At 69.8% G+C, this 20,957-nt stretch carries 21 protein-coding genes and 1 pseudogene; 11 read left to right on the forward strand and 11 right to left on the reverse strand.

Annotated elements, in window-relative coordinates; all coding sequences use genetic code 11:
* Positions 1-365 (reverse strand): annotated as a pseudogene (locus A7A76_RS24205) (hypothetical protein); the annotation flags it as partial.
* The gene (locus A7A76_RS24210; protein WP_206413712.1) at positions 362-2,836 is read right to left on the reverse strand and encodes a DEAD/DEAH box helicase; all 2,475 of its coding nucleotides are present in this window, start codon (positions 2,834-2,836) and stop codon (positions 362-364) included. The pseudogene A7A76_RS24205 and the gene A7A76_RS24210, both read right to left, overlap by 4 nt.
* 122 nt (positions 2,837-2,958) lie before the next feature.
* Here A7A76_RS24210 and A7A76_RS26110 point away from each other — a divergent pair, with 122 nt between their 5' ends.
* From A7A76_RS26110 to A7A76_RS24230, 4 genes are all read left to right on the forward strand, one after another.
* Entirely contained in the window at positions 2,959-3,456 is a 498-nt protein-coding gene (locus tag A7A76_RS26110) for a YcxB family protein (protein WP_206413713.1), read from the forward strand.
* A gap of 164 nt (positions 3,457-3,620) precedes the next feature.
* Complete coding sequence (locus tag A7A76_RS24220; protein ID WP_206413714.1) at positions 3,621-5,021, forward strand: Hsp70 family protein; 1,401 nt, start codon at positions 3,621-3,623, stop codon at positions 5,019-5,021.
* A gap of 221 nt (positions 5,022-5,242) precedes the next feature.
* A complete protein-coding gene (locus A7A76_RS24225; RefSeq protein WP_206413715.1) occupies positions 5,243-5,884 on the forward strand; it encodes a DUF938 domain-containing protein in 642 nt (213 codons plus the stop codon).
* Positions 5,885-6,063: 179 nt separating this feature from the next.
* Positions 6,064-7,341 carry a sialidase family protein gene (locus A7A76_RS24230; RefSeq protein WP_206413716.1) on the forward strand — a complete coding sequence of 426 codons (1,278 nt, stop codon included), beginning with the start codon at positions 6,064-6,066 and terminating at the stop codon, positions 7,339-7,341.
* Here the strand turns inward: A7A76_RS24230 and A7A76_RS24235 are convergent.
* Entirely contained in the window at positions 7,251-7,853 is a 603-nt protein-coding gene (locus A7A76_RS24235; RefSeq protein ID WP_206413717.1) for a YiiX family permuted papain-like enzyme, read from the reverse strand. The genes A7A76_RS24230 and A7A76_RS24235 overlap by 91 nt on opposite strands.
* 10 nt (positions 7,854-7,863) lie before the next feature.
* Complete coding sequence (locus A7A76_RS24240) at positions 7,864-8,391, reverse strand: GNAT family N-acetyltransferase (protein ID WP_206413718.1); 528 nt, start codon at positions 8,389-8,391, stop codon at positions 7,864-7,866.
* 121 nt (positions 8,392-8,512) lie between these two features.
* Between A7A76_RS24240 and A7A76_RS24245 the strand changes: the two genes are divergently transcribed.
* Positions 8,513-8,668, forward strand: a complete 156-nt coding sequence (locus tag A7A76_RS24245) for a hypothetical protein (RefSeq protein ID WP_206413719.1) — start codon at positions 8,513-8,515, stop codon at positions 8,666-8,668.
* 235 nt (positions 8,669-8,903) lie between these two features.
* Here A7A76_RS24245 and A7A76_RS24250 read toward each other — a convergent pair whose 3' ends face one another.
* Together A7A76_RS24250 and A7A76_RS24255 are read right to left on the reverse strand one after the other, a co-directional pair.
* Positions 8,904-9,530 (reverse strand): thymidine kinase, encoded by a 627-nt coding sequence (locus tag A7A76_RS24250; RefSeq protein WP_206413720.1) that lies wholly within the window; start codon positions 9,528-9,530, stop codon positions 8,904-8,906.
* Positions 9,531-9,683: 153 nt separating this feature from the next.
* Complete coding sequence (locus A7A76_RS24255; RefSeq protein ID WP_206413721.1) at positions 9,684-10,451, reverse strand: sel1 repeat family protein; 768 nt, start codon at positions 10,449-10,451, stop codon at positions 9,684-9,686.
* A gap of 121 nt (positions 10,452-10,572) precedes the next feature.
* Here A7A76_RS24255 and A7A76_RS24260 point away from each other — a divergent pair, with 121 nt between their 5' ends.
* The 3 genes from A7A76_RS24260 to A7A76_RS24270 all read left to right on the forward strand — a co-directional run bounded on the left by A7A76_RS24260 (position 10,573) and on the right by A7A76_RS24270 (position 14,340).
* Complete coding sequence (locus tag A7A76_RS24260; protein ID WP_206413722.1) at positions 10,573-12,555, forward strand: UvrD-helicase domain-containing protein; 1,983 nt, start codon at positions 10,573-10,575, stop codon at positions 12,553-12,555.
* A gap of 168 nt (positions 12,556-12,723) precedes the next feature.
* Entirely contained in the window at positions 12,724-13,749 is a 1,026-nt protein-coding gene (locus tag A7A76_RS24265; protein ID WP_206413723.1) for a DUF4272 domain-containing protein, read from the forward strand.
* Positions 13,750-13,839: 90 nt separating this feature from the next.
* The gene (locus tag A7A76_RS24270) at positions 13,840-14,340 is read left to right on the forward strand and encodes a GNAT family N-acetyltransferase (protein WP_206413724.1); all 501 of its coding nucleotides are present in this window, start codon (positions 13,840-13,842) and stop codon (positions 14,338-14,340) included.
* A gap of 9 nt (positions 14,341-14,349) precedes the next feature.
* On the opposite strand, the gene A7A76_RS24275 is transcribed toward A7A76_RS24270, so the two are convergent.
* From A7A76_RS24275 to A7A76_RS24285, 3 genes are read right to left on the reverse strand one after another with little or no spacing between them, the layout of a single operon-like run.
* Complete coding sequence (locus A7A76_RS24275) at positions 14,350-16,767, reverse strand: hypothetical protein (RefSeq protein ID WP_206413725.1); 2,418 nt, start codon at positions 16,765-16,767, stop codon at positions 14,350-14,352.
* A 15-nt stretch (positions 16,768-16,782) separates the two neighbouring features.
* A complete protein-coding gene (locus A7A76_RS24280; protein WP_206413726.1) occupies positions 16,783-17,292 on the reverse strand; it encodes a hypothetical protein in 510 nt (169 codons plus the stop codon).
* A gap of 1 nt (position 17,293) precedes the next feature.
* A complete protein-coding gene (locus tag A7A76_RS24285) occupies positions 17,294-17,698 on the reverse strand; it encodes a hypothetical protein (RefSeq protein ID WP_206413727.1) in 405 nt (134 codons plus the stop codon).
* Positions 17,699-18,199: 501 nt separating this feature from the next.
* Between A7A76_RS24285 and A7A76_RS24290 the strand changes: the two genes are divergently transcribed.
* The 3 genes from A7A76_RS24290 to A7A76_RS24300 all read left to right on the forward strand — a co-directional run bounded on the left by A7A76_RS24290 (position 18,200) and on the right by A7A76_RS24300 (position 19,820).
* The gene (locus tag A7A76_RS24290) at positions 18,200-18,712 is read left to right on the forward strand and encodes a GNAT family N-acetyltransferase (protein WP_206413728.1); all 513 of its coding nucleotides are present in this window, start codon (positions 18,200-18,202) and stop codon (positions 18,710-18,712) included.
* A 68-nt stretch (positions 18,713-18,780) separates the two neighbouring features.
* The gene (locus A7A76_RS24295; RefSeq protein ID WP_241201167.1) at positions 18,781-19,251 is read left to right on the forward strand and encodes a RidA family protein; all 471 of its coding nucleotides are present in this window, start codon (positions 18,781-18,783) and stop codon (positions 19,249-19,251) included.
* Entirely contained in the window at positions 19,248-19,820 is a 573-nt protein-coding gene (locus A7A76_RS24300) for a hypothetical protein (RefSeq protein WP_206413730.1), read from the forward strand. Before A7A76_RS24295 ends, A7A76_RS24300 begins: the two co-directional genes overlap by 4 nt.
* 12 nt (positions 19,821-19,832) lie before the next feature.
* On the opposite strand, the gene A7A76_RS24305 is transcribed toward A7A76_RS24300, so the two are convergent.
* Both A7A76_RS24305 and A7A76_RS24310 read right to left on the reverse strand, forming a co-directional pair.
* Entirely contained in the window at positions 19,833-20,318 is a 486-nt protein-coding gene (locus A7A76_RS24305; protein WP_206413731.1) for an SRPBCC family protein, read from the reverse strand.
* Positions 20,315-20,707, reverse strand: a complete 393-nt coding sequence (locus A7A76_RS24310; RefSeq protein ID WP_206413732.1) for an ArsR/SmtB family transcription factor — start codon at positions 20,705-20,707, stop codon at positions 20,315-20,317. The genes A7A76_RS24305 and A7A76_RS24310 overlap by 4 nt, the downstream gene beginning before the upstream one ends.
* Between the last annotated feature and the right edge of the window lie 250 nt (positions 20,708-20,957).

Genomic DNA, 20,957 nt, shown 5'->3' on the forward strand with positions numbered 1-20,957 from the left:
TCCGCATCGGGATCGCGCCGGGCAGGCGCAGCGGCGGGCGCGGCGGTCGCGGGCTTGCGCTCGCGCAGCGCGATCATGCGGCGCAGGGCATCGAGGTCGGGACGTTGCGGGCGGCCAGGCGCGAGGCCGTCGGGACCGAAGATCGCGTCCGTGCCGCCGGATGCGTTCGCAGCGGCGCTGCCGCGCGCGTCGCCAGTTGTGGCAGCGGCGACCGATGCATCCACCGCCGCAGCGCTGTCCGGCGCCTCGTGCGGCTCGCGCCGCGCTACCGGAAACGCCGTCGGCGCCGCATCGCCCTGCGGCGCCGGCTCGCTGCGTCCGGCCTGCTTCTGCAACGCGCGCAGCTTGGCCAGGTTCAGGCTCATGCGTCGGCGTCCGCGAGCAGGTGCAGCACCTTCAGCGCCAGCGCGCGCGGCGTGGCGCCGTGGCCTTCCTCGTCGCTGGCCAGCACCGGGCCGACGCAGGCCGGGCAGCCGGCGCGGCAATCGCAGCCGGCGACCAGCTCGCGCGCGCGCAGCACCAGTTCGGCCTGACGCTGCCACAGGGGCTCGCTGAGCCCGACGCCGCCGGGGAAGTTGTCGTACAAGTACACCGTCGGCACGAACTGCTGCACTTCGCCGACCAAAGCCATCGCGGCGTTGCCTTCGCCGCCGCCGTCGCCGGCGCGGATCTGCCCGCGGCCGTCCTTGTCCTGGGTCGCGAACCACGCGCCGTCGCCGTTGCCGACCGACTTCTGCAGATCGCGCGCGTCGGCCATCACCGCCACGGTGGCGACGATGTGCAGCGCGTGCGCGGCGCCGAGAAAGCCGTCGAGCGCGTCCTGGCGCGAATCGAAGCGCGACAGCAGCACGCCCTGCGGCAATTGCCACCACAGCGCGGTGGTGTGCAATTCCTGATCGGGCAGATTGACCGGGCCGTAGCCGATGCTCTCGTGGGTGTAGTAGCGGATCTTCTTGTAGCCGGCCACGCGCCGCACCACGTGCACCTCGCCGTGGTGGCTGTCGCCGCGGCCGGCATCGCTGCCGTCGAAGCGTTCGAGCACCTTCAGCTTGGTGTAGTCGATCGAGTCGGTGTAGTAGTCGACGTGGGTGCGGGTGACATAGGCCTTGCGGCCGTCCCAATCGAGCCGTTCGACCTGATACGGCACCGACTGGATCATGTGGATCGCGCCTTCGTACAAGGTCAGCGCCGCGGCCGAGTAATCGACTTCGGCGATGATGGTCTGGCGCCCGTCGCTGCGGTCGACCACGACGAAGTTGCCGTCGGCGACCGAACGCAGGCTCACCGCGTTGGCCGGGTAGCTGTCGGCGATCCATTCCCAGCGCTCGCCCTCGCGGTGGACCACGCCGGTCTCGGCCAGCGCTTCCAGGAACATCTCCGGATCGACCGGGCCGAACGGCTCGCCGTGTTGGAACGGCAGCTCGAACGCGGCGCAGCGGATGTGGTCGAACAGGATCAGCGGCTGGTCCGGGGCGATGCGCGCGTGTTCGGGCGAGGCGTCGGCGAAGAAATCCGGGTGCCGCACCACGTACTGGTCCAGCGGCTGCGAGCTGGCGACCATCACCCCCAGCGAGGGCTGCCGGCGGCGCCCGGCGCGGCCGAAGCGCTGCCAGGTGGCCGCGACCGAGCCCGGATAGCCGTTGAGCACGACCACGTCGAGGCTGCCGATGTCCACGCCCAGTTCCAGCGCCGAGGTCGCGACGATGCCGTCGATGCGGCCGTCGCGCATCGCCCGCTCGGCCTCGCGCCGCTCGCTCGGCAGATAGCCGCCGCGGTAGGCGCGGATGCGCGCGGGCTTGCGCGGGTCGGCGTCGAACACGTCCTTCAAGTACTTGGTCAGTACCTCGACCATCAGCCGGGTCTGCGCGAACACCAGGGTCTTGAGCCCGGCCTTGATCGCGATGCGGGCGATGCGGTTGCTCTGCGAACGCGCCGAGGCGCGCAGGCCGAGGTCGGCGTTGATCACCGGCGGATTCCACAGCAGCACGTGCTTGTCGCCGGTCGGCGCGCCGGAATCCAGGATCGCGCGCACCGGCTGCTCGATCAGCGCCTCGGCATGCGCCTGCGGATTGCCGATGGTGGCCGAGCACAGGATGAACTGCGGGCGCACGCCGTAGAACGCGCAGATGCGCTTGAGCCGGCGCAGCACCCCGGCGACGTGGCTGCCGAACACGCCGCGGTAGGTGTGCACTTCGTCGATCACCACGTAACGCAGGTTCTCGAAGAACTGCGCCCACTTGGTGTGATGCGGCAGGATCGCCTGATGCAGCATGTCCGGGTTGGACACGACGATGTCGCCGTGCAGGCGGATCGCCTGGCGCGCGTCGCCGGGCGTGTCGCCGTCGAAGGTGAAGGCTTTGACCCCGAGATCGCCGGCGCGGTTGAGCTCCAGCAACTCGGCCACCTGGTCCTGCGCCAGCGCCTTGGTCGGAAACAGATACAGCGCCTTCGCGCCCGACGTCATCGCCGCGCTGACCACCGGCAAGGTGTAGCACAGCGACTTGCCCGATGCGGTGGGCGTGACCACGGAGACGTGCTCGCCGGCCTGCGCGGCCTGCCAGGCTTCGGCCTGATGGCTGTAGAGCCGGTCGATGCCGCGCGCGCGCAGCGCGGCTTTCAGCGGCTCGGGCAAATCTTCCGGCAGCGGCGCGTAGCGGCCCTCGCGGCCGGGGATCGTGAAATGCCCGGTGATGCGGTCGCGATAACGCCGTTGCAGGCGCTGGGCCAGCGCGGCGCCGTGGCGCGCCGGCAGCGGCGCGTCCTCGCCCTCGGGCTTGCGCGCGTTGGGGTGGGCGGGGACGAGGTCGTGGTGGGCGGGATCGATGAGGGCGGACATGGCGGGGCTGGACGGGACGTCGTCTCGTTGTACGCGACTGGGGTCTCAGCGTGTGAGACGATCCCGTGGCGAGCGCGGCGCGATGGTCGTCCGCCGCGGGGCAGTGCGAACGGGAGCTTGCAGTGGGCGAGACGCAGATCGAGCACCGGGCGGTGTTCACCGAAGCGATGGTGCGCGACGCGGTGCGGACCTTCGTCTGGCGGCGCGTGGTCGCGCAGCAAAAGGGCTTGTGGCTGGCGGCTGCCGCGATGCTGGCCTATCTGCTGTTTCTGTTGAGCCGCGGCGGGCGCGGCTGGCTGGTCGGGGCGCTCGCGGTGGCGGTGGCGCTGCCGCCGCTGATTCTGGCCGTCACCTGGCATCTGCATTCGCGCAACTCGCTCGGCCGGCTGCGTGCGATGCCGGCCCCGCGGGCGTTGTTCACCTTCGGCGAGGACGGCATGGCGGTCGAATCCGGATTGGGCGCGGCGCGGCTGGAGTGGTCGGCGTTCCAGGAAGTCTGGGAGCGGTCCGGTTACTGGATGCTGTTCATCGGCCCGGCGCAGTTCATGACCTTGCCTTTGGGCGATCTGGCTCCCGCCGAACTGCAATGGCTGCGGGAACGGCTGCGCGCGGCGCGTTAGGGCTTTGCCGAGTCTGTCCGGGCGGCGCCGGTGGCGGTGCCGCGAGCCGCAAACGCCGGGCTCGGGCGCGCGCTCCCCGTCGTTGCCGCCGGCGGAGACCATCGGTTCACTCATGCCCGCGCCGCAGCCTGTATCCTTGCGCGCCGCGAATTTCCCCGCTCCCCATGAAGATCGGCATCGATTTCGGCACCAGCTATTCGGCCGCCGCCGCGGTCATCGACGGCGAGGTCCGCACCGTGCGCTTCGGCGAGGAGCGCCAGTTCCGCACCACGGTGTATTTCCCCGAGGCGGTGCCCGACCCGGACAAGTTCGAACTCGACGACGCGATGGAGGCCGAGGTCGACGCGCTGGTGCGCAGCGCGCGCGCCGAGCAGAACCGCAACCCGGGCCAGCTGCGCCGCAGCGACGTCGAACTGCGCCGCGATGCGGTGCGCGCGGTGCGCCGGCAGTGGCTGGAGCGGCAGGTGCGCGAGGCGCGCGCCTCGGCCGCGTCGCTGCAGAACGCGGTGTACGGCGAGGAAGCGGTGGAGGCGTATCTGGCCGAAGGCTTCGGCAATCTGGTGCAGTCGCCCAAGTCGATGCTCGGTTACCAACTGGCGCCGCACGTGCGCCAGACCATCGTCGGCATCGCCGGCTACATCCTCGAACACATCCGCCTCAGCGCCAGCCAGCAGTTCGGCGCCAACGTGCGCGCAGCGGTGCTGGGCCGGCCGGTGATGTTCCGCAGCTCGATGGGCGCGGCCGGCGGCGACCAGGCGCTGGAGATCCTGCGCGAAGCCGCCGCCTCGGCCGGTTTCGACGAGGTCGATTTCCTCGAAGAACCCGTGGCCGCGGCGCTGGGCCACCACGCCGCCAGCGCGCAGCGCCACCGCGCGCTGGTGGTCGACATCGGCGGCGGCACCAGCGACATCACCCTGGCCGAAGTCGGCGGCGCGCAGGCGCCGCGGGTGCTGGGCTCGTGGGGCATCGCCCGCGGCGGCGTCGACGTCGACCTCGCGTTGAGCCTGTCGCGCTTCATGCCGCTGTTCGGCAAGGGCGCCACGCGCGTGCCGGCGCACCATTTCGTCGAAGCGGCGACCGTGCACGACGTGATCCGCCAGCGCGATTTCCAGCGCCGCGACGCCTATCGCGACGTGCCCGAGCCGTTCGGTCCGCGCCTGATCGCGCTGCAGGACACCGGCAACACCACGCGCCTGAGCCGCGCGGTGGAAGCGGCCAAGATCGAGCTGAGCTCGCACGAGCGCAACCGCGCCGCGCTCGACTACATCGAAGCCGGGCTGGCCCAGGAAGTGCTCGCGCCCGACCTGTCCGCGGCGGCCGAAGGCTTTCTCGGCTTCCTGACCGAACTGCTGAACGAAGTCGCCGCGCAGATCGGCGAACCGCCGCAGGTGGTGTTCCTGACCGGCGGTATGTCGCGCGCGCCGTACGTGCGCGAGGCGGCGCAGCGCTGTTTCCCGGATGCGCAGCTGGTGGCGGGCGATCCGTCGCTGGGGGTGGTGTCGGGACTGGCGTTCGCGGCGTTGGACGCGAACAAGGATGGTGCAGCGGCCTTGGGCGGTAACTGAGACAATGCAGCGGCCTTGATCGCGAACTGAGGTATGCAGCGGCCTTCGTGGCCCGAGCGCGCGTGATCTGATCGGAAGGCGTCGGGCCTGAAGGCCCTCCCACAAAACTTACGCGATCCGTTCCTGTGGGAGGGGCTTCAGCCCCGGCGCTGTCCGGCCAGGCCGCCGCGATCCAACCCGCCGCCTGCTAGCGTGTATCCCTCCGCCGTCCGCGCACGCCGATGACCGACCGCCCTTACTCGCCCTCCTGCGACCGCAACCGCGACCCCATCCTCGCGGTGCTGCGCGAACACTTCGCCGACCGCCGCGAGGCGCTGGAAATCGGCAGCGGCACCGGCCAGCACGCGGTGCATTTCGCCGCGGCGATGCCGTGGCTGCGCTGGCAATGTTCCGATGCCGCGGCGTACCTGCCGGGCATCCGCGCATGGCTGGACGAGGCGGCGTTGGCGAATACGCCGCCGCCGCTGGAGCTGCAAGCCGTCGTGCAGCCGGCGCCGGGCTTCGCACCGCCGCCGCCGTTGCCGCGCGGCGCCGACGGCGCGGCGCGCGGGTTCGATGCGGCGTTCAGCGCCAACACGCTGCACATCATGGGCTGGCCGCAGGTCCAGGCGTTCTTCGCCGGATTGGCGACGGTGCTGGCCGACGAGGCGGTCGTGGTTGTGTACGGGCCGTTCAACTACGGCGGCCGCTACACCAGCGACAGCAATCGCGCCTTCGATGTGTGGTTGAGGGAGCGCGATGTGGCCTCGGGCATCCGCGATTTCGAGGCGGTCGATGCGCTCGCCGCCGCGATCGGCCTGCGCCTGGCGCGCGACGTGGCGATGCCGGCCAACAACCGCTGCCTGGTCTGGCGCCGCGGCTGAGCCGCGGCATCGCGGCGCTTGACCGCGGCGGCCGCCGCGTCCGCACAATGGCCCCTGGTTCCGAAACGGCCCCGACCATGCGTGCTTGGCTTGCGTATCCGTTGTCGTGCGTTCTGGCAATGGCCGGCGGTTGCGCGCCGGCGCCGGCCCCATCGGACGCGGCCGATGGCGAGGCGACGATGTCCGCAGCGGCGGCCGCCGAGGCCGCGCCCGCTTGGCACGCAGTCGACTGGCCGCTGCCGTTCGTCGCCGCGGCCGCGCAACCCGACCTCATCGCCGCACCGGACGGCGGCTGGCTGCTGTCGTGGATCGAACCCGGCGCGCGCGGCGGCCACGCGCTGAAGTTCGCCCGTGCCGGCCGCGACGGGCGCTGGGATGCGCCGCGCAACATCGCCGCCGGCACCGACTGGTTCGTCAACTGGGCCGATACGCCGCATATCGCGCTGAGCGCCGACGGCGCGCTGTGGGCGCACTGGCTGCAAAAATCGGCGCCGGCGACCTATGCCTACGACGTGGTGCTGACCCGCTCGGCCGATGGCGGCGCGACCTGGTCGAAGCCGCTCAAGGTCAACGACGACGGCAGCGAAACCGAACACGGCTTCGTCTCGCTGTGGCCGGACGGCGCCGACGGCATCGGCGTGGCCTGGCTGGACGGCCGCCACACCGGCGGCGGCGCAGGGCACGGCGGCGGCCACACCGGCCACCGCGGCGCGATGAGCCTGCGCGCCGCGCGCTTCGACGCGGCGCTGGCGCACTCGCTCGACAGCGAGATCGACGCGATGACCTGCGATTGCTGCCAGACCGACGCCGCGCTCACCGCGCGCGGCCCGCTGCTGGTCTATCGCGACCGCGACCCGCAGGAGATCCGCGACATCGCCGCCACCCGCCGCGATGCGAGCGGCTGGAGCGCACCGCGGCCGGTGCACGCCGACCGTTGGACGATGCCGGCCTGCCCGGTCAATGGCCCGTCGGTGGCGGCCCGCGGCGAGGACGCGATCGTCGCCTGGTACACCGCGGCCGGCGGCGAATCCAAGGTGCAGGTCGCGCGCAGCCGCGATGGCGGCGCCAGCTTCGATGCGCCGCGCGTGCTCGATCGCGGCGAGCCGGTGCAGGGCCGGGTCGAAGCCGCGCTCGGCGCGGATGCGGCCTGGGTGCTGTGGCTGCGCGAAGACCGGCAAGGCCAGAGCCTGTGGCTGGCGCGGCTGGCGCCGGACCTGTCGCGCGAACTGCAGCGCATCGAGCTGGCGCGCCTGCAGGGCCGCGGCCGCGGCACCGGCTTCCCGCAACTGGCCGTCGGCGACGGCGTGGTGTCCGTGGTCTGGACCGAACTGGCCGACGGCGCCGCGCGCCTGCGCGGGGCGCGGCTTCAGCCGGAGGCGACGGTTTCCAGCAAGGGCGAGTCGAACATCGCCGCCGGCGAAATCACCGGTTCGTCCAGCGGCACGCGCGCGCCGTAGCGCTCGCGCAGCTTGGCCTCGACCGCCGGGTCGTCGAGCTCGAATTCGCGCAGCCGTTGCAGGCGGCCGATGCGCACGCCCATCGCGCGCTCGTAGAGCTTGTAGGCCAGCTCGCTGCAATAGAGGCGTTCGTCCGACCAGCCGAAGCCGAGATCGTAATGCTTGCCGCGCAACAGTTCCGCTTGCGCGCGCAGGCGCCCGACCTGCGCCGCATCCGGCGGCGCGCGCAGCCGCTTGACCACGTACTGCCCGCCCTGGCCGCGCGCGATCCACTCGGCCAGCGGCGTATAGCGCACCGGTTCGACCGCTTCGAACACATAGGGCCGGCCGTCGCGATGCAGCACCACGCCCATGTGGCTGTAGCGCGAACCGGTGGCGCGCTGGATCGCCAGGCTCTGGGCCGAGCGCGAGGCGTGGAAGATCAGGTCGCCGTCGCGCACCGGCGGCGGCGCGGCGCGGGCGCAGGCCGCGCTCAGCGCCAACAGCGCGGCCAAGACCAGCGCGCGCCTCATGCCGGCGCGCTCACGCCGGCTCGGTCGCGGCGGCGACGGTGGCGAACAGGCGCAGGTCGCGCGGCTCGTTGCCGTGGCGGATCGTGCCCTGCGCGTGCATGCCCAGGCGTTCGAGCACCTTGATCGAGGCGGCGTTGTCCGGATTGACGATCGCCAGCACCCGCGGCAACGCCAGCGCCTCGCGCGCATGGCGCAGCACCGCCGCGCCGGCTTCGACCGCGTAGCCGCGCTGCCAGTGGCGCTGCAGGAAGGCATAGCCCAGATCGGGGTCGGGCAGGGTATCGCGGCACAGCAGGCCGCACATGCCGACCGGCTCGCCGCTGTCGCGCAACTGCACCCGCCACAGGCCGTAGCCGTGGCGCGCGTAGCTGGCGAAGGGGCCGTCCTGGAGGTAGCGCAGGGCGCTGTCGAGATCGCGCACGCCGCGGTCGCCGATGCCGCCGAGGAAGCCGGGTTCGTTGACCAGTTCGAGGATGAAGCCGGCGTCGGCGGCGGTAAGTTCGCTCAGGGTCAGGCGTTGGGTCTGGATCGTCGGCATGGGCGGCGGCGCGCGCGGTAGGTCGGGCAACGATACGACAGTGGCGCGGCCAGGTGAGGGCGCGATGAAGTCGGCGCGGGCGCGGCTACACTGGCCGGCCCGCAACGACGCCCTCGCCGCCATGGACGCGCCCTCCCGCCTGCACGACATCCACCCCATCGCCGACGACAAGCGCCGCAGCACCAAGGTCGAGGCCGGCGCGCGGGTGCCGGCGCTGAGCGATTTCCTCGCCGCGCAGCTGAAGCCGGGGCAAGGGCGCGGCGACGAGCTCGACTAGTTCTTCCGCGCGGCGCTGCGGCAGGACGGGTAATTCTGCCCGAAGCCCTTGTAGGAGCGGCGCGAGCCGCGACCAACCGCAGCGACGCACGAAAGCGTTCTGCCCGAAGCCCGGGCAATCGGCCGGCTTGCCCCGCTGGCACAGGCGCAGCTTCGGAGGCTGGCGTGGTATTTCGTCGCTGCGGTTGGTCGCGGCTCGCGCCGCTCCTACAAAAGGAAACCGAGCCTCGCGGAATTCAGTTCGACAACGGCAAGGTCTGCTGCAGCGGCTCGATCGTGCCCTCGCCGCGCATGACCTTCTTGTATTCCTTGCGCGAGACCGAGATGTAGCGCTCGTTGCCGCCGATCTCGACCTGCGGGCCGTCGTGCACGGCGCGGCCGGCCTCGTCCACGCGCACGGTCATGGTCGCCTTCTTGCCGCTGTGGCAGATGGTCTTGATCTCGGTCAGCTCGTCGGCCCAGGCCAGCAAATACTGGCTGCCTTCGAACAGCTCGCCGCGGAAATCCGTGCGCAGGCCGTAGCACAGCACCGGGATGCGCAACTCGTCGACCACTTCGCTGAGCTGCCAGACCTGGGCGCGGCTGAGGAACTGGGCCTCGTCGACCAGCACGCAATGCAGCGCGCCGTGCGCGGCGATGTCGGCGCGGATCAGCGCTTCCAGGTCCTGCTCGCGCTCGAAGGCCTGGCCGTCGGCGCGCAGGCCGATGCGCGAGGCGACCACGCCGGTGCCGGCGCGGTGGTCCAGGCGCGGGGTCAGGATCGCGGTGCGCATGCCGCGTTCGCGGTAGTTGTGCGCCGACTGCAGCAGGGTCGTGGTCTTGCCGGCGTTCATCGCCGAATAATAGAAATAGAGCTTGGCCATGCCGCCAGTTTAGAGCGACCGGCGGCGCGGCTACAGACTTGACGCTGGCCGCTGCGCGCTTCCGCGCCGCGCGCGAACGCCGGCTGCGGCGCGCTCAGGGCCCGCTGTTCAAGGTGCGCTGTGCAAGGCCTGCCGCCGCTCAGGGCCTGCCGCTCAGGGCGTGCCGTTCAGGGTCTCCAGCGGGCCGACATCGACGCTGCCGCCGCTTTGCCAGATCGCGTCTTCCACCGCCCAGTAGCGGTGCGCGTCCAGGCGCCATTGCGCGTACATCGGGCGCAGGTCGAGCGAGTCGCCGCCGTCGAACAGCGAGCCGCCGCCGAGCGAGGCGCTGACCTGGACCCGGTCGACGCTGGCGCCGGCGCGGCTGCCGGTGACCTGCCCGCGCGCCCGCGCCAGCGCGCGCTCGAAGCGCGGCTTGGCCGCGGCGTCGCCGTACTCGTCGTACAGAGCGCGGCCTTCGCCCAGCGCGCGTTCGCGCTCGGCCTGGCTCAGTTCCAACCACATCTTCTCGCGCAGCAGCAGGAATTGCGGGTAACGGCGCTCGGCGGCGAGGTCGGCCCAGGCGTAGGCCAGGGCGCGGTCGGCGGGCTGGCCCAGGCCGTGCCAATAGATCAGGCTCAGGCGGTGCTGCGAATATTTGTCGGCATAACGCGCGGCGCGGCGGAACTGGTCGGCGGCGGCGCGCCACTCGCCGCGGCCGGCGGCTTCGGCGCCGTACAGGCGGTAGAGCTCGTTGGGATGGGTCGAGGCGGCGCGGCGGCGGGTCTCGAACTCGCGCAGGCTGGTGCGGTCGGTTTCGGCCACGGCCTGTTGTTCGGGCGTCGGCGCGGCGGGCGGCGACGTGGCGGCCTGCGACGCGGCCGGCGCCAGCGCGGCGAGGGCGAGACACCAGGCGATCCATCGGGCGAAACGTCGTTGCACGGCCGTCTCCGGCGGCCCGGCGGCGGGTCCGCAGGCGCCCAGCCTACCGCAGCCGCGCCGCCGCGGGCACGGCGGTTAAACTATCCGGCCAGTCCGGCCCCCGCCGGCGATGCGGCGTCCCATGCACGGTCTCAATCCCCCCCAACGCGCCGCCGTCCTCAACACCGACGGCCCCTTGCTCGTGCTCGCCGGCGCGGGCAGCGGCAAGACCCGCGTGATCGTGGAGAAGATCGCCCACCTGATCGCCTCCGGCCGCATGCCGGCCAAGCGCATCGCCGCGATCACCTTCACCAACAAGTCGGCCAAGGAAATGCGTGAGCGCGTGGCCAAGCGCATCCGCGGCGACGCCGCCGACGGCCTGACCATCTGCACCTTCCACGCGCTGGGGCTGAAGTTCCTGCAGATCGAGCACGCCAAGCTCGGCCTGCGCCGCGGCTTCAGCGTGTTCGACAGCGACGACAGCAACGCCCAGATCAAGGACCTGCTGCCGGCCGGGACCAAGCCCGACGTGCTCGACGACATGCGCAACCTGATCTCGCGCGCCAAGAACGCCGGCCTGTCGCCGGAGCAGGCGCTGGCCGAGTCGCGCAGCCCGCGCGAGATCGAGGCGGCGACGCTGTACGAGCTCTACCAAAAGCGCCTGAGCACGTTCAATGCGGTCGACTTCGACGATTTGATCCGCCTGCCGGTGCAGTTGCTGGAGTCCGATCAGGACGTGCAGCTGGCCTGGCGCGAGCGCATCGGCTACCTGCTGGTGGACGAGTGCCAGGACACCAACGACGCCCAGTACCGCCTGCTCAAGGCTCTGGCCGGGCCGCGCGGCTTGTTCACCTGCGTGGGCGACGACGACCAGTCGATCTATGCCTGGCGCGGCGCCAATCCGGACAACCTGCTGGAGTTGGGCAAGGACTATCCCACGCTCGAGATCATCAAGCTCGAACAGAACTACCGCTGCAGCAACCGGGTGCTGCGCGCGGCCAACGCACTGATCGCCAACAACCCGCACGAGCATCCCAAGACCCTGTGGAGCGACCAGGCCGACGGCGAGCGCATCCGGGTGTGGGAATGCCGCGACAGCGCGCACGAGGCCGAAAAGGTCGCCGCCGAGATCCACTTCCAGCAGCAGAAGCACAACGCGCCGTGGAGCGACTTCTGCATCCTGTTCCGCGGCAACCACCAGAGCCGCGCGCTGGAAAAGGCGCTGCAGTTGCTGCGCGTGCCGTACCACCTCAGCGGCGGTACCGCGTTCCTGGAGCGCGGCGAGGTCAAGGACGCGCTGGCCTGGCTGCGGCTGGTGGCCAATCCCGACGACGACGCGGCGTTCCTGCGCGCGGTCACCGCGCCCAAGCGCGAAGTGGGCGCCACCTCGCTGGCCAAGCTGGCGGAGATGGCGCGCCACGCGCAACTGCCGATGTCGCGCATGGCCGAGTCGATCCACGCGATCAAGCAACTCACCCCGCGCGCCGGCAACGCGCTCGACGGCTTCGTCAACATCGTGCGCTTCCTGCGCGAGGAAGCCCAGCGCATCAGTCCGGGCGAACTGGTCGGCGTGCTGGCCGAACGCAGCGGCCTGCTCGCCTCGATCCGCGCCCAGTGCAAGGACGAGGCCAGCTATCAACGGCGCAAGGAAAACCTGGCCGAACTGTCGGGCTGGTTCGACGGCGGCCGCGGCTCCGGCCCGGGCGAACTGGCCGCGCAGCTGGCGCTGCTGTCGCACGCCGACAAGGGCGAGGCCGGCAACCAGGTGCGGCTGATGAGCCTGCACGCGGCCAAGGGCCTGGAGTTCCGCTTCGTGTTCATCGTCGGCGTCGAGGACGGCAACCTGCCCCACGACGCCAGTCTCGACGAAGGTCGCCTGGACGAAGAGCGGCGGCTGATGTACGTGGGCATCACCCGCGCCAAGGAGCAGCTGTACCTGTCGCATTCGCGCGAGACCCAGCGCTGGGGCGAGCGTATCCGGCTCAAGCCCAGCCGCTTCATCGACGAACTGCCCGCGGGCGAATTGCAGCGCGACGGCGCCGATCCGGTCGCCGACGCCGAACGCAAGCGCGAGCGCTCGCTGGCCGGGTTCGCGGCGATCAAGGCCTTGCTCGAAGAAGGCTGAGCCGGCCTGACGTCTGCGGGACGGCCTTCAGGCCCGATGCTCTGCGCTGCGATCGCCGTGCGCCTCCAACCCGCAACCGGCGAAGACTTCGCCGGACGGCGCAGCCGCGCACGCGACCGCGCCGCACGAACACGCTAGGCTGGCGCCAACCCCCCGAAGGCCGCGCCCATGCCCCTGCTGATCAACGCCTATTCCACGCTCGCCGCGCCGCCGCCGCCGCCGTTCCTGGCCTCGCCGCCGGCGCGCCGCGACCGCAGCGATCCCGAACTGGTGCCGCATCTGCAAGGCTTCGTCGGCTACGTGATGAGCACCGTCGCCGACGGCATGGACGCGCGCACCTTCGGCGTGCTGCGCCATTTGCAGCGGGTGCAGACCCAGTTTTCCTTCGAAGTCGAAGAGCGCGACTACGACGCGCTGGCAGCCTGGGGCGAGCGCGCCAACGTGCTGTGCTTCCTGCCCGACGGCAGCGTGCGCGACGCCGCCGGCAACGTGCTGGTCAGCCGCGGCGAGCCGCCGGTGGAAGCCGACGCCGCGCTGCCGTACCCGGCCGACGCGCGCGAACGCAAGCAACGCAGCGAGGCCGAGCTGCGCCAGCTCGGCGCCGCGCCGCCGGCGCACCTGCCGCCGGTGCTCGGCGCCGGCGAAGTGCGCCTGCGCGAGGCGCAGGAAGCCATGCGCCGCATGCTCGCGCTGTGCGCGGTGGCGGTGCGCGCCGAATCGCTGAGTTCGCAGCCGCTGTCGGTGGAAGAAATCCGCGCCAAGCTCGGCCCCGGCGTGGCCGCGCTGACCCCGGCCGAACAAGCCTTCATCGCCGCCGACCAGCCCGACGAGGAAACCTGGGCCAACCAGGGCTGGCGCTACGAAAGCGCGGCGCTGCTGCAATGGGCGCTGGGCCTGAGCGACGCGCTGCCGGCGCCGACCGCGATCTGCGACGCCGCGCGGGTCGCGCGCACCGCCATCGACCACGCCGACGAAGCCGCCATCGCCGCCGCGCGCCTGCGCCCGCTGCCGGAACTGCTCGACGCGCTCGACTCGGTCTATCGCCGCCACTGGCTGGTGCGGCAAGCGCGCCTGGACGAGCGGCCGGCGCCGATCGGCTTGCATCCCAGCGTGGTGTACGAACGCCACTACGCATTGAACTGGCTGCTGCGTTTCGATGAGCAGGATTGGGATGAAGTCGGTACGCCGACGTGAGCGGCACGGATGCAGGCGGCCCGCCGCGCCGCGGCGGCTTTGTGCATTCTCGTTAAAGCCCTGTCGCCGGCGGTTGGGCATACTCGGCGCATGACCCCGACCTTGCGCCCCGCCGCCGCGGCCGACTACCCGGCCGTGCTCGCCCTCAACCTCGAAGCCGAAGCACTGATGAGTCCGATGGACGAGCCACGGCTGGCTATGCTCGACCGCGAGAGCGCCTACCACCGCGTCGTATGCGACGGCGACGCCGTGGTCGCGTTCCTGATCGCGCTCGATCAAACCGCCGACTACGACAGTCCGAACTACCAGTGGTACCGCCAGCGCTACCCGCGCTTTCTCTACATCGACCGCATCGCCGTCGCCGCCAGCCACCGCGCGCGCAAGCTCGGCGGCCTGCTCTACGCCGACTTGTTCGCGTTCGCCCGTGAACGCGGTTTCGGCTCGGTCGCGGCCGAGTTCTACATCGAACCGTTCAACGAAGCCTCCAGCCGCTTCCACGCGCGGCACGGCTTTGCCGAGGTGGGAACGCAGTGGGTGGCGGACGGGAAGAAGCGGGTATCGTTGCAGATCGCGCCGGTAACGGCGGAGTAAGCGCGGCGATCAGGAGTGCGCGCGCGCGGCGCCGGCTTGCCGCTCGCCCTGCCGCTGCTGTTCGACCTCTCTTTCCTGGGCCTGCTTCTGCGCTTGCTCTTGATCGAACTGCTGCGCGCCGCGCAGCGTGTCCTGCATCGACGGCGCCGGTTGCGCGAGGTCCACGCCGGTGTGGAAGCCGGGAACGGCGCGATCCATCCACAGCATGCCGTTCGCGACGCCAGCCGGCCTGAGGCTGTCGGCATCGGGAATGCCGTTGCGCTTGGCCGCCAGCATCGCCGCGGCGACCTGCTCGTCGGTCACGCTGTCGGGCACGTGGGCGCGGATCTTCGTCATCATCGCTTGGTCGTTGCGCGAGAAATGCGATGGATCGACGGTGCGCTCGGCGGCCTCGGGCGTGGGGGCCGCGCGCGGACCGGCCTGGTCGGATGGGATGGATTGCGCGGCCTCGGCGGCTGGAGTGCGTTGCCGATCCCTGCCCAACACCTCTTCGCGCGCTCGCAAAATGTCGTCCGTGCTGGTGACGGCCACCAGCCGATTCACTCCATCCGCACCTCGCTGGTAATGGGCGATGGGGCTGTCGGCGCCGTACGCGCCGTGGCTGCGCTGGAGTTGCAGCGCGCCCGGCCCGTCGATCCCATGCGCTTGCCGCGTGCGCTCCACCGCCAGTCGGATCGCTTCCTGCCACTGCGGCGTGAGCTCGGTCTTCTCGCCCGTGACCCGGTATTGATGCAGAAGCTCGTTCTGTTGCCGCTGTTCCGCGCTGGGCGCGGGTCTGGCCTCAAGCTCGGCGATGCGCGCCTGGAACCGTTCCAGGGACGGCTCGCGGGCCGTCCGCGTCAATTCCAGCTCCAGCGCCAGATTGTCCACCGCGATGTGCTTGCCGCTGGCCCAATCCCCGTGCTCATCGCGCCGATAGACCAGCCCGTCGGAGCCGGTGAGTTGGTCGGGCTTCGGCAGCGCGGCCTGCACCGCGGCCGGCACCGGCACGAAGTCGCGCGACCGCTGCGCCGCGTAGTTCTCCAGATAGGCGGCGGCGACGGCTTCGCGCCCGCCGGCGATGTTGCGCTCGATCCGCGCGACCGCTTCCCGGTTCAACTCCATCGCGCGTTCCGGCGACGCGGTCTGCTGTTCGTAGACGCCGCGGTCGTTGGCGCCGGTCACGCCGGTCTTCACCTGACGCTGCCATTGCTCGGTTTCCGGGTTCCGTCGCCAGTTCTGATTGTCCAGTCCCCAGCGGTCGTCCGGACCGGCCGGAATATCGAACGGATCCTGCGGCTTCGGCGCCTTGCCCAAGGCCAGTTCCACCGCCACCACGCTGGCGCGGGCACCCAACTCGCGCGCCTTCTCATAACCCGCGCCCAGCGGGCCCTCGACCGGGTCGTCGCGGCCATCGGCGGTCTTGTCGATCAAACCGTCGCGGACCCAGTTGTTGCCGTCGAACGCCCAGGCCACGCCCTGCGCGTCGGTCTGATGGGCGATGTCGCGGTTTTCCTTCAGATCGACGGCCTTGTCGAAGGCCTTGCTCATCAGCATCGCGTCGGCCATCACCACGGCGACCGGCACATAGCCCGAGGTGCCGACCAACGACGCGGCGCTGGCGCCGCCCACCCAGCCGCCGACGTTGCGCGCCGCCGCGTGCGCGGCCTCCGAGCGCGCGGCGGTGGGATTGTCCTGTTCCAGCAATTCCGCAGCGCGCTGCGCGCTCACGGCGAGATCGGCGCCGGTGGTCAGCAAGCCGCCGGAGCGGATGAGCGTGTTTCTGGGCACCTCGCCGATCAGCAACTGCATCGAGGCGGCCCCGCGCTGCCCGGGTGGGGCGCGCAAGGCGGCTTCGCCTTCGGCGAGTTCGGGGAGGCTGGATAGCGCGGGGTCGAATGCGCGCAGGCGGGGGCTGTCCTGGAAATCCTTGTTGGTCAGGTAGCTCTTAACGTGTTGCTGGTATTCCGCCTGAGTGATGAACTCGTCCCGATAGGATTGGTCGAGCAACTCAGCGGTGGTCCTGGTTTCCAGACTGGGCAAGTCGCGTTGCAACTGGCGACGGATCTGCGGCGAAGCGAAGTGTCTGTCGTCCGACCAAATGACGGTGTTGCGGCCTTGAGCTTGCTCGCTGGCGGCGATTTCGATGAGGGAGCGCTCGCCGGCGTTCTTCGCGAGCTTAGCGTGCTCTAAGGGGTCGACAATGGCATTAAGCAGCTGTTGCTCCGTCTCGGGCGCAGTGAGGATCTTGATATCTCGATCCGCGATATATCGTCCGAGTTCGTGCCGGAGAGGGCCATTCTCAATCTCGGACACGACCGTTTTGGAGATGGCCGGTTCGAGGCGATTCGCCTCCGCAAGCTTCAAGTATGTATCGAGCAATTGTGGGCCGCCCGCTCGATAGGCATAGATCAAGCTGCTTGTGTCGGCTAGGAAGTAGTTCGCCATGCCGATCCTCTCTGATCAGATCAAATGCGATTCTGCGTAGTCGCGGAATTTTCCGAACAGACCGGTGACGTCCGACTCATCCAGATTTGGAATCCAGTTCAGTATCAGTCGGCGAACATTCCACGCGAGTACTGCTTCTATTTCGCGGAATTCCTTCTCTTGGCGAAGGAATTCAATATAGTCTTCCGGTCGATTTTCCTGGAAGTACTTGGCGAAAGCGATCACTTCAGCGTCTTTCCATTTTCTCAGCCGGGCCCGTTGCTCTTCGGCCGCCACGTGCCTGGACACCATTGACTCGAAAATCTCTTCGTCGGTAGCCAGTCTCTTCCCTGGGCTTGTAAGCATGTCGAGAATTCTTTCTCTCAGGTTCGCATTCTCGAGTTCGTCAATTTTTCTTCGTAGCTCAGGACTAATGGGCATGTTGTACCTCTCTGACGTCGGCGTGTTTCTTGTTGAACTATGGCTGGCGATAATTTTCAGGTTGCGCGGCGCGATCAAAAGGTAGTCTACGACTATCAATCCCATGTCAGAGCGACTGGGATTTGGCGTAGTCTCGAAACTTTCTGAACAGTCCGCTGCAGTCGGAAAGGTCCAAATCCGGAATCCACTCCCGTATTAGTTGGCGGACTCCCCAGGCAAACCCGGATTCAATCTCGTTGAACTCGCGTTCTTGTCGCAGGAACTCAACGTAGTCTTCCGGCTTTTTTTCCCTGAAGTAGACAGAAAAGGCAACGACCTCGTCGTCTGACCATTTCCTCAGTCTAGCCTGCTGTTCTGTGGCCATCACGTAGCTGGAAACCATGGTTTCGTAGATCGCTTCATCGCTCGCCCGCTTCCTGCCCGGCCCCGTAAGGACCTCGATGATTTCGACTTTGAGCCGCTCATCTTCCAGTGCGTCGATCTTGGCTTGAAGTTCAGGGGCTATAGACATGGCTGCGCCGCTCAGGAGTTGGTCATACTCAAGGGACGCTTCGGCGTCCGGACTCTATATTTCGGAACGTGGCTGAAGCCGCCAGAGAGCTGTGAGCGAAGGTCGCCTCTGCGTCGTATGGCGGAACGCCCTTCATTGGGGCGGCTTCGCGTTCCGGGCATCGAATGCGATTAGTGCATGCACTGTCCATGTCGGGCCTGTGTAAGCAACTTCGCCAATCATCCAATGTGGCGAGAACCTGAGAACGTCCGCTGACGCGCGCCCTTAGAAAGGTGGCCATGCGCCAGCATGTGGAAATCGGCGCAATAGTCTGTGAGCGACAGAGTGAACTCCCGAATCAGCGCGCGTCAAGCCCGATCATCCTGCGCATGCGGTTTATGCGCAGGAAAGAAATCACGCTTATTGCCCGAAGCCACAAAGCTGCCATGATCGAAACAGAATCGAGGCAATCCAGACGCAAATGATCTCGTCCAACCATCCAGTTCCGCGGGCTTTCTTATGATGCCGACCCTCGCCCGGGTCGGCCTGCACCTGCGCCCCATCGTCATGGCGGACGCGCCGGCGTGGTTCGCGTATCTGTCCCTCCCCGGCGCCGTCGAGCACACCAGTTGGAGTTTGGACGGCATCGAGGTGTTGTATCCGCAGATCGCCGCGTCCAGTCCGTTCCGCGCCGACGCGCCGGCCTTGTTCGCCATCGTCGACGATCTCGACGAACTGGTCGGCACGGTCGGGTTTCACACGGTGCTCGACGAGCCGCGCGGCGGCGAGATCGCCTACAACCTGCATCCGGCGCATTGGGGTCGCGGCATCGCCAGTGAGGCGTGTGCGGCGGTGGCGCGCTGGGGGATCCAGGAGCGTGGGTATCGGCGGGTGGACGCGTACGCGCTCGACAGCAATCTGGCCAGCCAGCGCGTGCTCGACAAATGCGGGTTTCGGCGTGTGCGCCTGGAGCCGGGGCTGCGCGCGGTGCGCGGGGCGTCGCGCGATTTCTGGCTGTACCGGCGCGAGGCTTGAGCGCGCGCTTGCCAGCGGCGCCGCCGCGGCCGATGATCCGGGCACTTCATCGGATGAGGGCGAGGACCATGCGTGGGTTCGCTGCTGCGACTGTGTTGGGCCTGTGTTTCGCCGCCGCCGCGGATGCCGGCGAGCGCCCCGAGTTTCTGGGCTCGCCCGATCCGGCCGCGGCCAAGCTGCCGTTCTCCGAAGCGGTGCGCAGCGGCGACTTGTTGTTCCTGTCGGGCCAGATCGGCACCGTGCCGGGCGCCGGCAACGCCTTGGCCAAGGGCGGGATCGCGGCGGAGGCCGAGCAGACGCTGAGCAACATCCGCGCCGTGCTGGAGCGTCATGGCGCGTCGATGCGCGACGTGGTCAAGTGCACGGTGTTCCTGGCCGACATCGGCGATTGGCCGGCGTTCAACGAGGTCTACCGCAAGCATTTCAGCGCGCCGTTCCCGGCGCGCAGCGCGCTGGCCGCGTCGGGGCTGGCGCTGGGCGCCAAGATCGAGGTGGAGTGCATCGCGCAGGCGCCGCGCAAGGCGGGCAAGGCGCGATGAGCCGGCCGTCGCTGCGCGCGCCGGCCGCATGGGCGCGCGCTGCCGGCCTTTCGCTGGCGCTGTGGCTCGCGGCCGTGCCGTGCGCGCTTGCGGACGAACCCGTCGAGGGCTACACGCCGCCCGGCGCAAGCCTTTCCCCGCCGCGCGCGCATCCAGACTGGCCGTGCCTGGCCGCGCTGCTGCAGCAGATCGTCGACGACCAGGGCGCGGCCGGGCGCCATGTCCTGCATATCGGCCGCGTGGTCACCACGGCCGAGGACGGGCACGCGTTCGTGCGCGTGTACTGGCCGCGGCAGCGCGCGATCCTGCTGGTGTCGCTGAACCGCGACGGCTGCGCCGATCCGGGCTACCGCCACGACTCGCTTGCGCTGGGCTGGTATCGCAGCAAGGCGCGCATCGATCTCGACCAGGGCGTGCGCGCGACCGAGGCGGACGTCAGCGGCAGCAGCTATCTGGTGACGCGGGCCTGGGCGGATGCGGTGATCGCCGAGTGCACGACCCACGGCACCGAGCTGGCGCTGCGGCGCGCGCGCCGGCGGCGATCCGATGCGGACGCCGACGCGCAATAACGCCGCGATCGCTCAGGCCGCCTTGCGTTCGGCCAGCAGCGCCTCCAGCGCGTCGTAGCTCAGACCCATGCCGGTCTCCATCGGCGATTGCAGCACGCCGTCGCGGATCTCGCGGCTGGCGTATTCGATGCGGTTGCTCATGCGCGTGCGTCCGTCGCGCTCGACGAAGGTGGTGGTGCCGAGCGCTTCGCCGGCGAACCAGGCCTCGTCGAAGCGTTCGCGGCCGACGATGCGTTCGGGCGCGGCCACCTCGTCGTAGACGCCGCGGATGCCCATCTGCGCCTCGCCGTTGCGCCACAGGTAGCGGTAGGCGCCGCCGGGGCGCAGGTCGATCTCGCATTCCTCCAGCGACCAGCCGCCGAACACGCCGAGCCAGCGCTTGAGCAGTTCCGGGCGGGTCCAGGCTTCGAACACCAGCTCGCGCGGGGCATCGAATTCGCGGCTGACGAGGATCGCGGTGTCGCCGTCGGCGACGACGTTCAGGGTGTGGGCGCTCATGGCGTTTTCCTTTTGCGGTTGGGGCGGATGGTTGGGCGGACGGCGGCGTCGCCGGCGGCGCGCTCGCGTTTCATTTGCTCGAGCAGGGCGTCGAGCTGGCCGAAGCTGGCGTCCCAGAAGCGGCGATAGGTCTCCAGCCAGGCGTTGGCGTCTGCCAGCGGCTGCGCGCGCAGGCGGCAGGGGCGGCGCTGGGCCTCGCGGCCGCGCTCGATCAGGCCGGCGCCTTCGAGCACCTTGAGGTGCTTGGAGATCGCCGGCTGGCTCATCGCGAACGGCTCGGCCAGCTCGTTCACCGAGGCCTCGCCTAACGCGAGCCGGGCCAGGATCGCGCGCCGGGTCGGGTCGGCCAGGGCCGCGAAGGTGGCGTTGAGGTGGAGGCTGGATTGCATATATAGCCAATGGGTTATATAAGGTATTGGCTATATACGCCCGGCGCCGCGGCCGGTCAAACCCGTTCCGACGAACGGCGCGGCATTCGACACGCTTTCGCGCCGCGGCCTACACTCCCCGGCCTTTCCTTCGGACCCTGTGCGCAATGCGAATCCGCGCCCCCCTCACCGTTGTGGCCTGCGCGCTGGCGCTGGCCGCGTGCAAGCCGCAGCCGGGCCCGCCGGCCGCCACCGCGCCCGCCGCCGATGC

The organism is Lysobacter enzymogenes (genome assembly GCF_017168095.1).
In the GTDB taxonomy this organism is placed as follows: Bacteria; Pseudomonadota; Gammaproteobacteria; order Xanthomonadales; family Xanthomonadaceae; genus Lysobacter; species Lysobacter enzymogenes_D.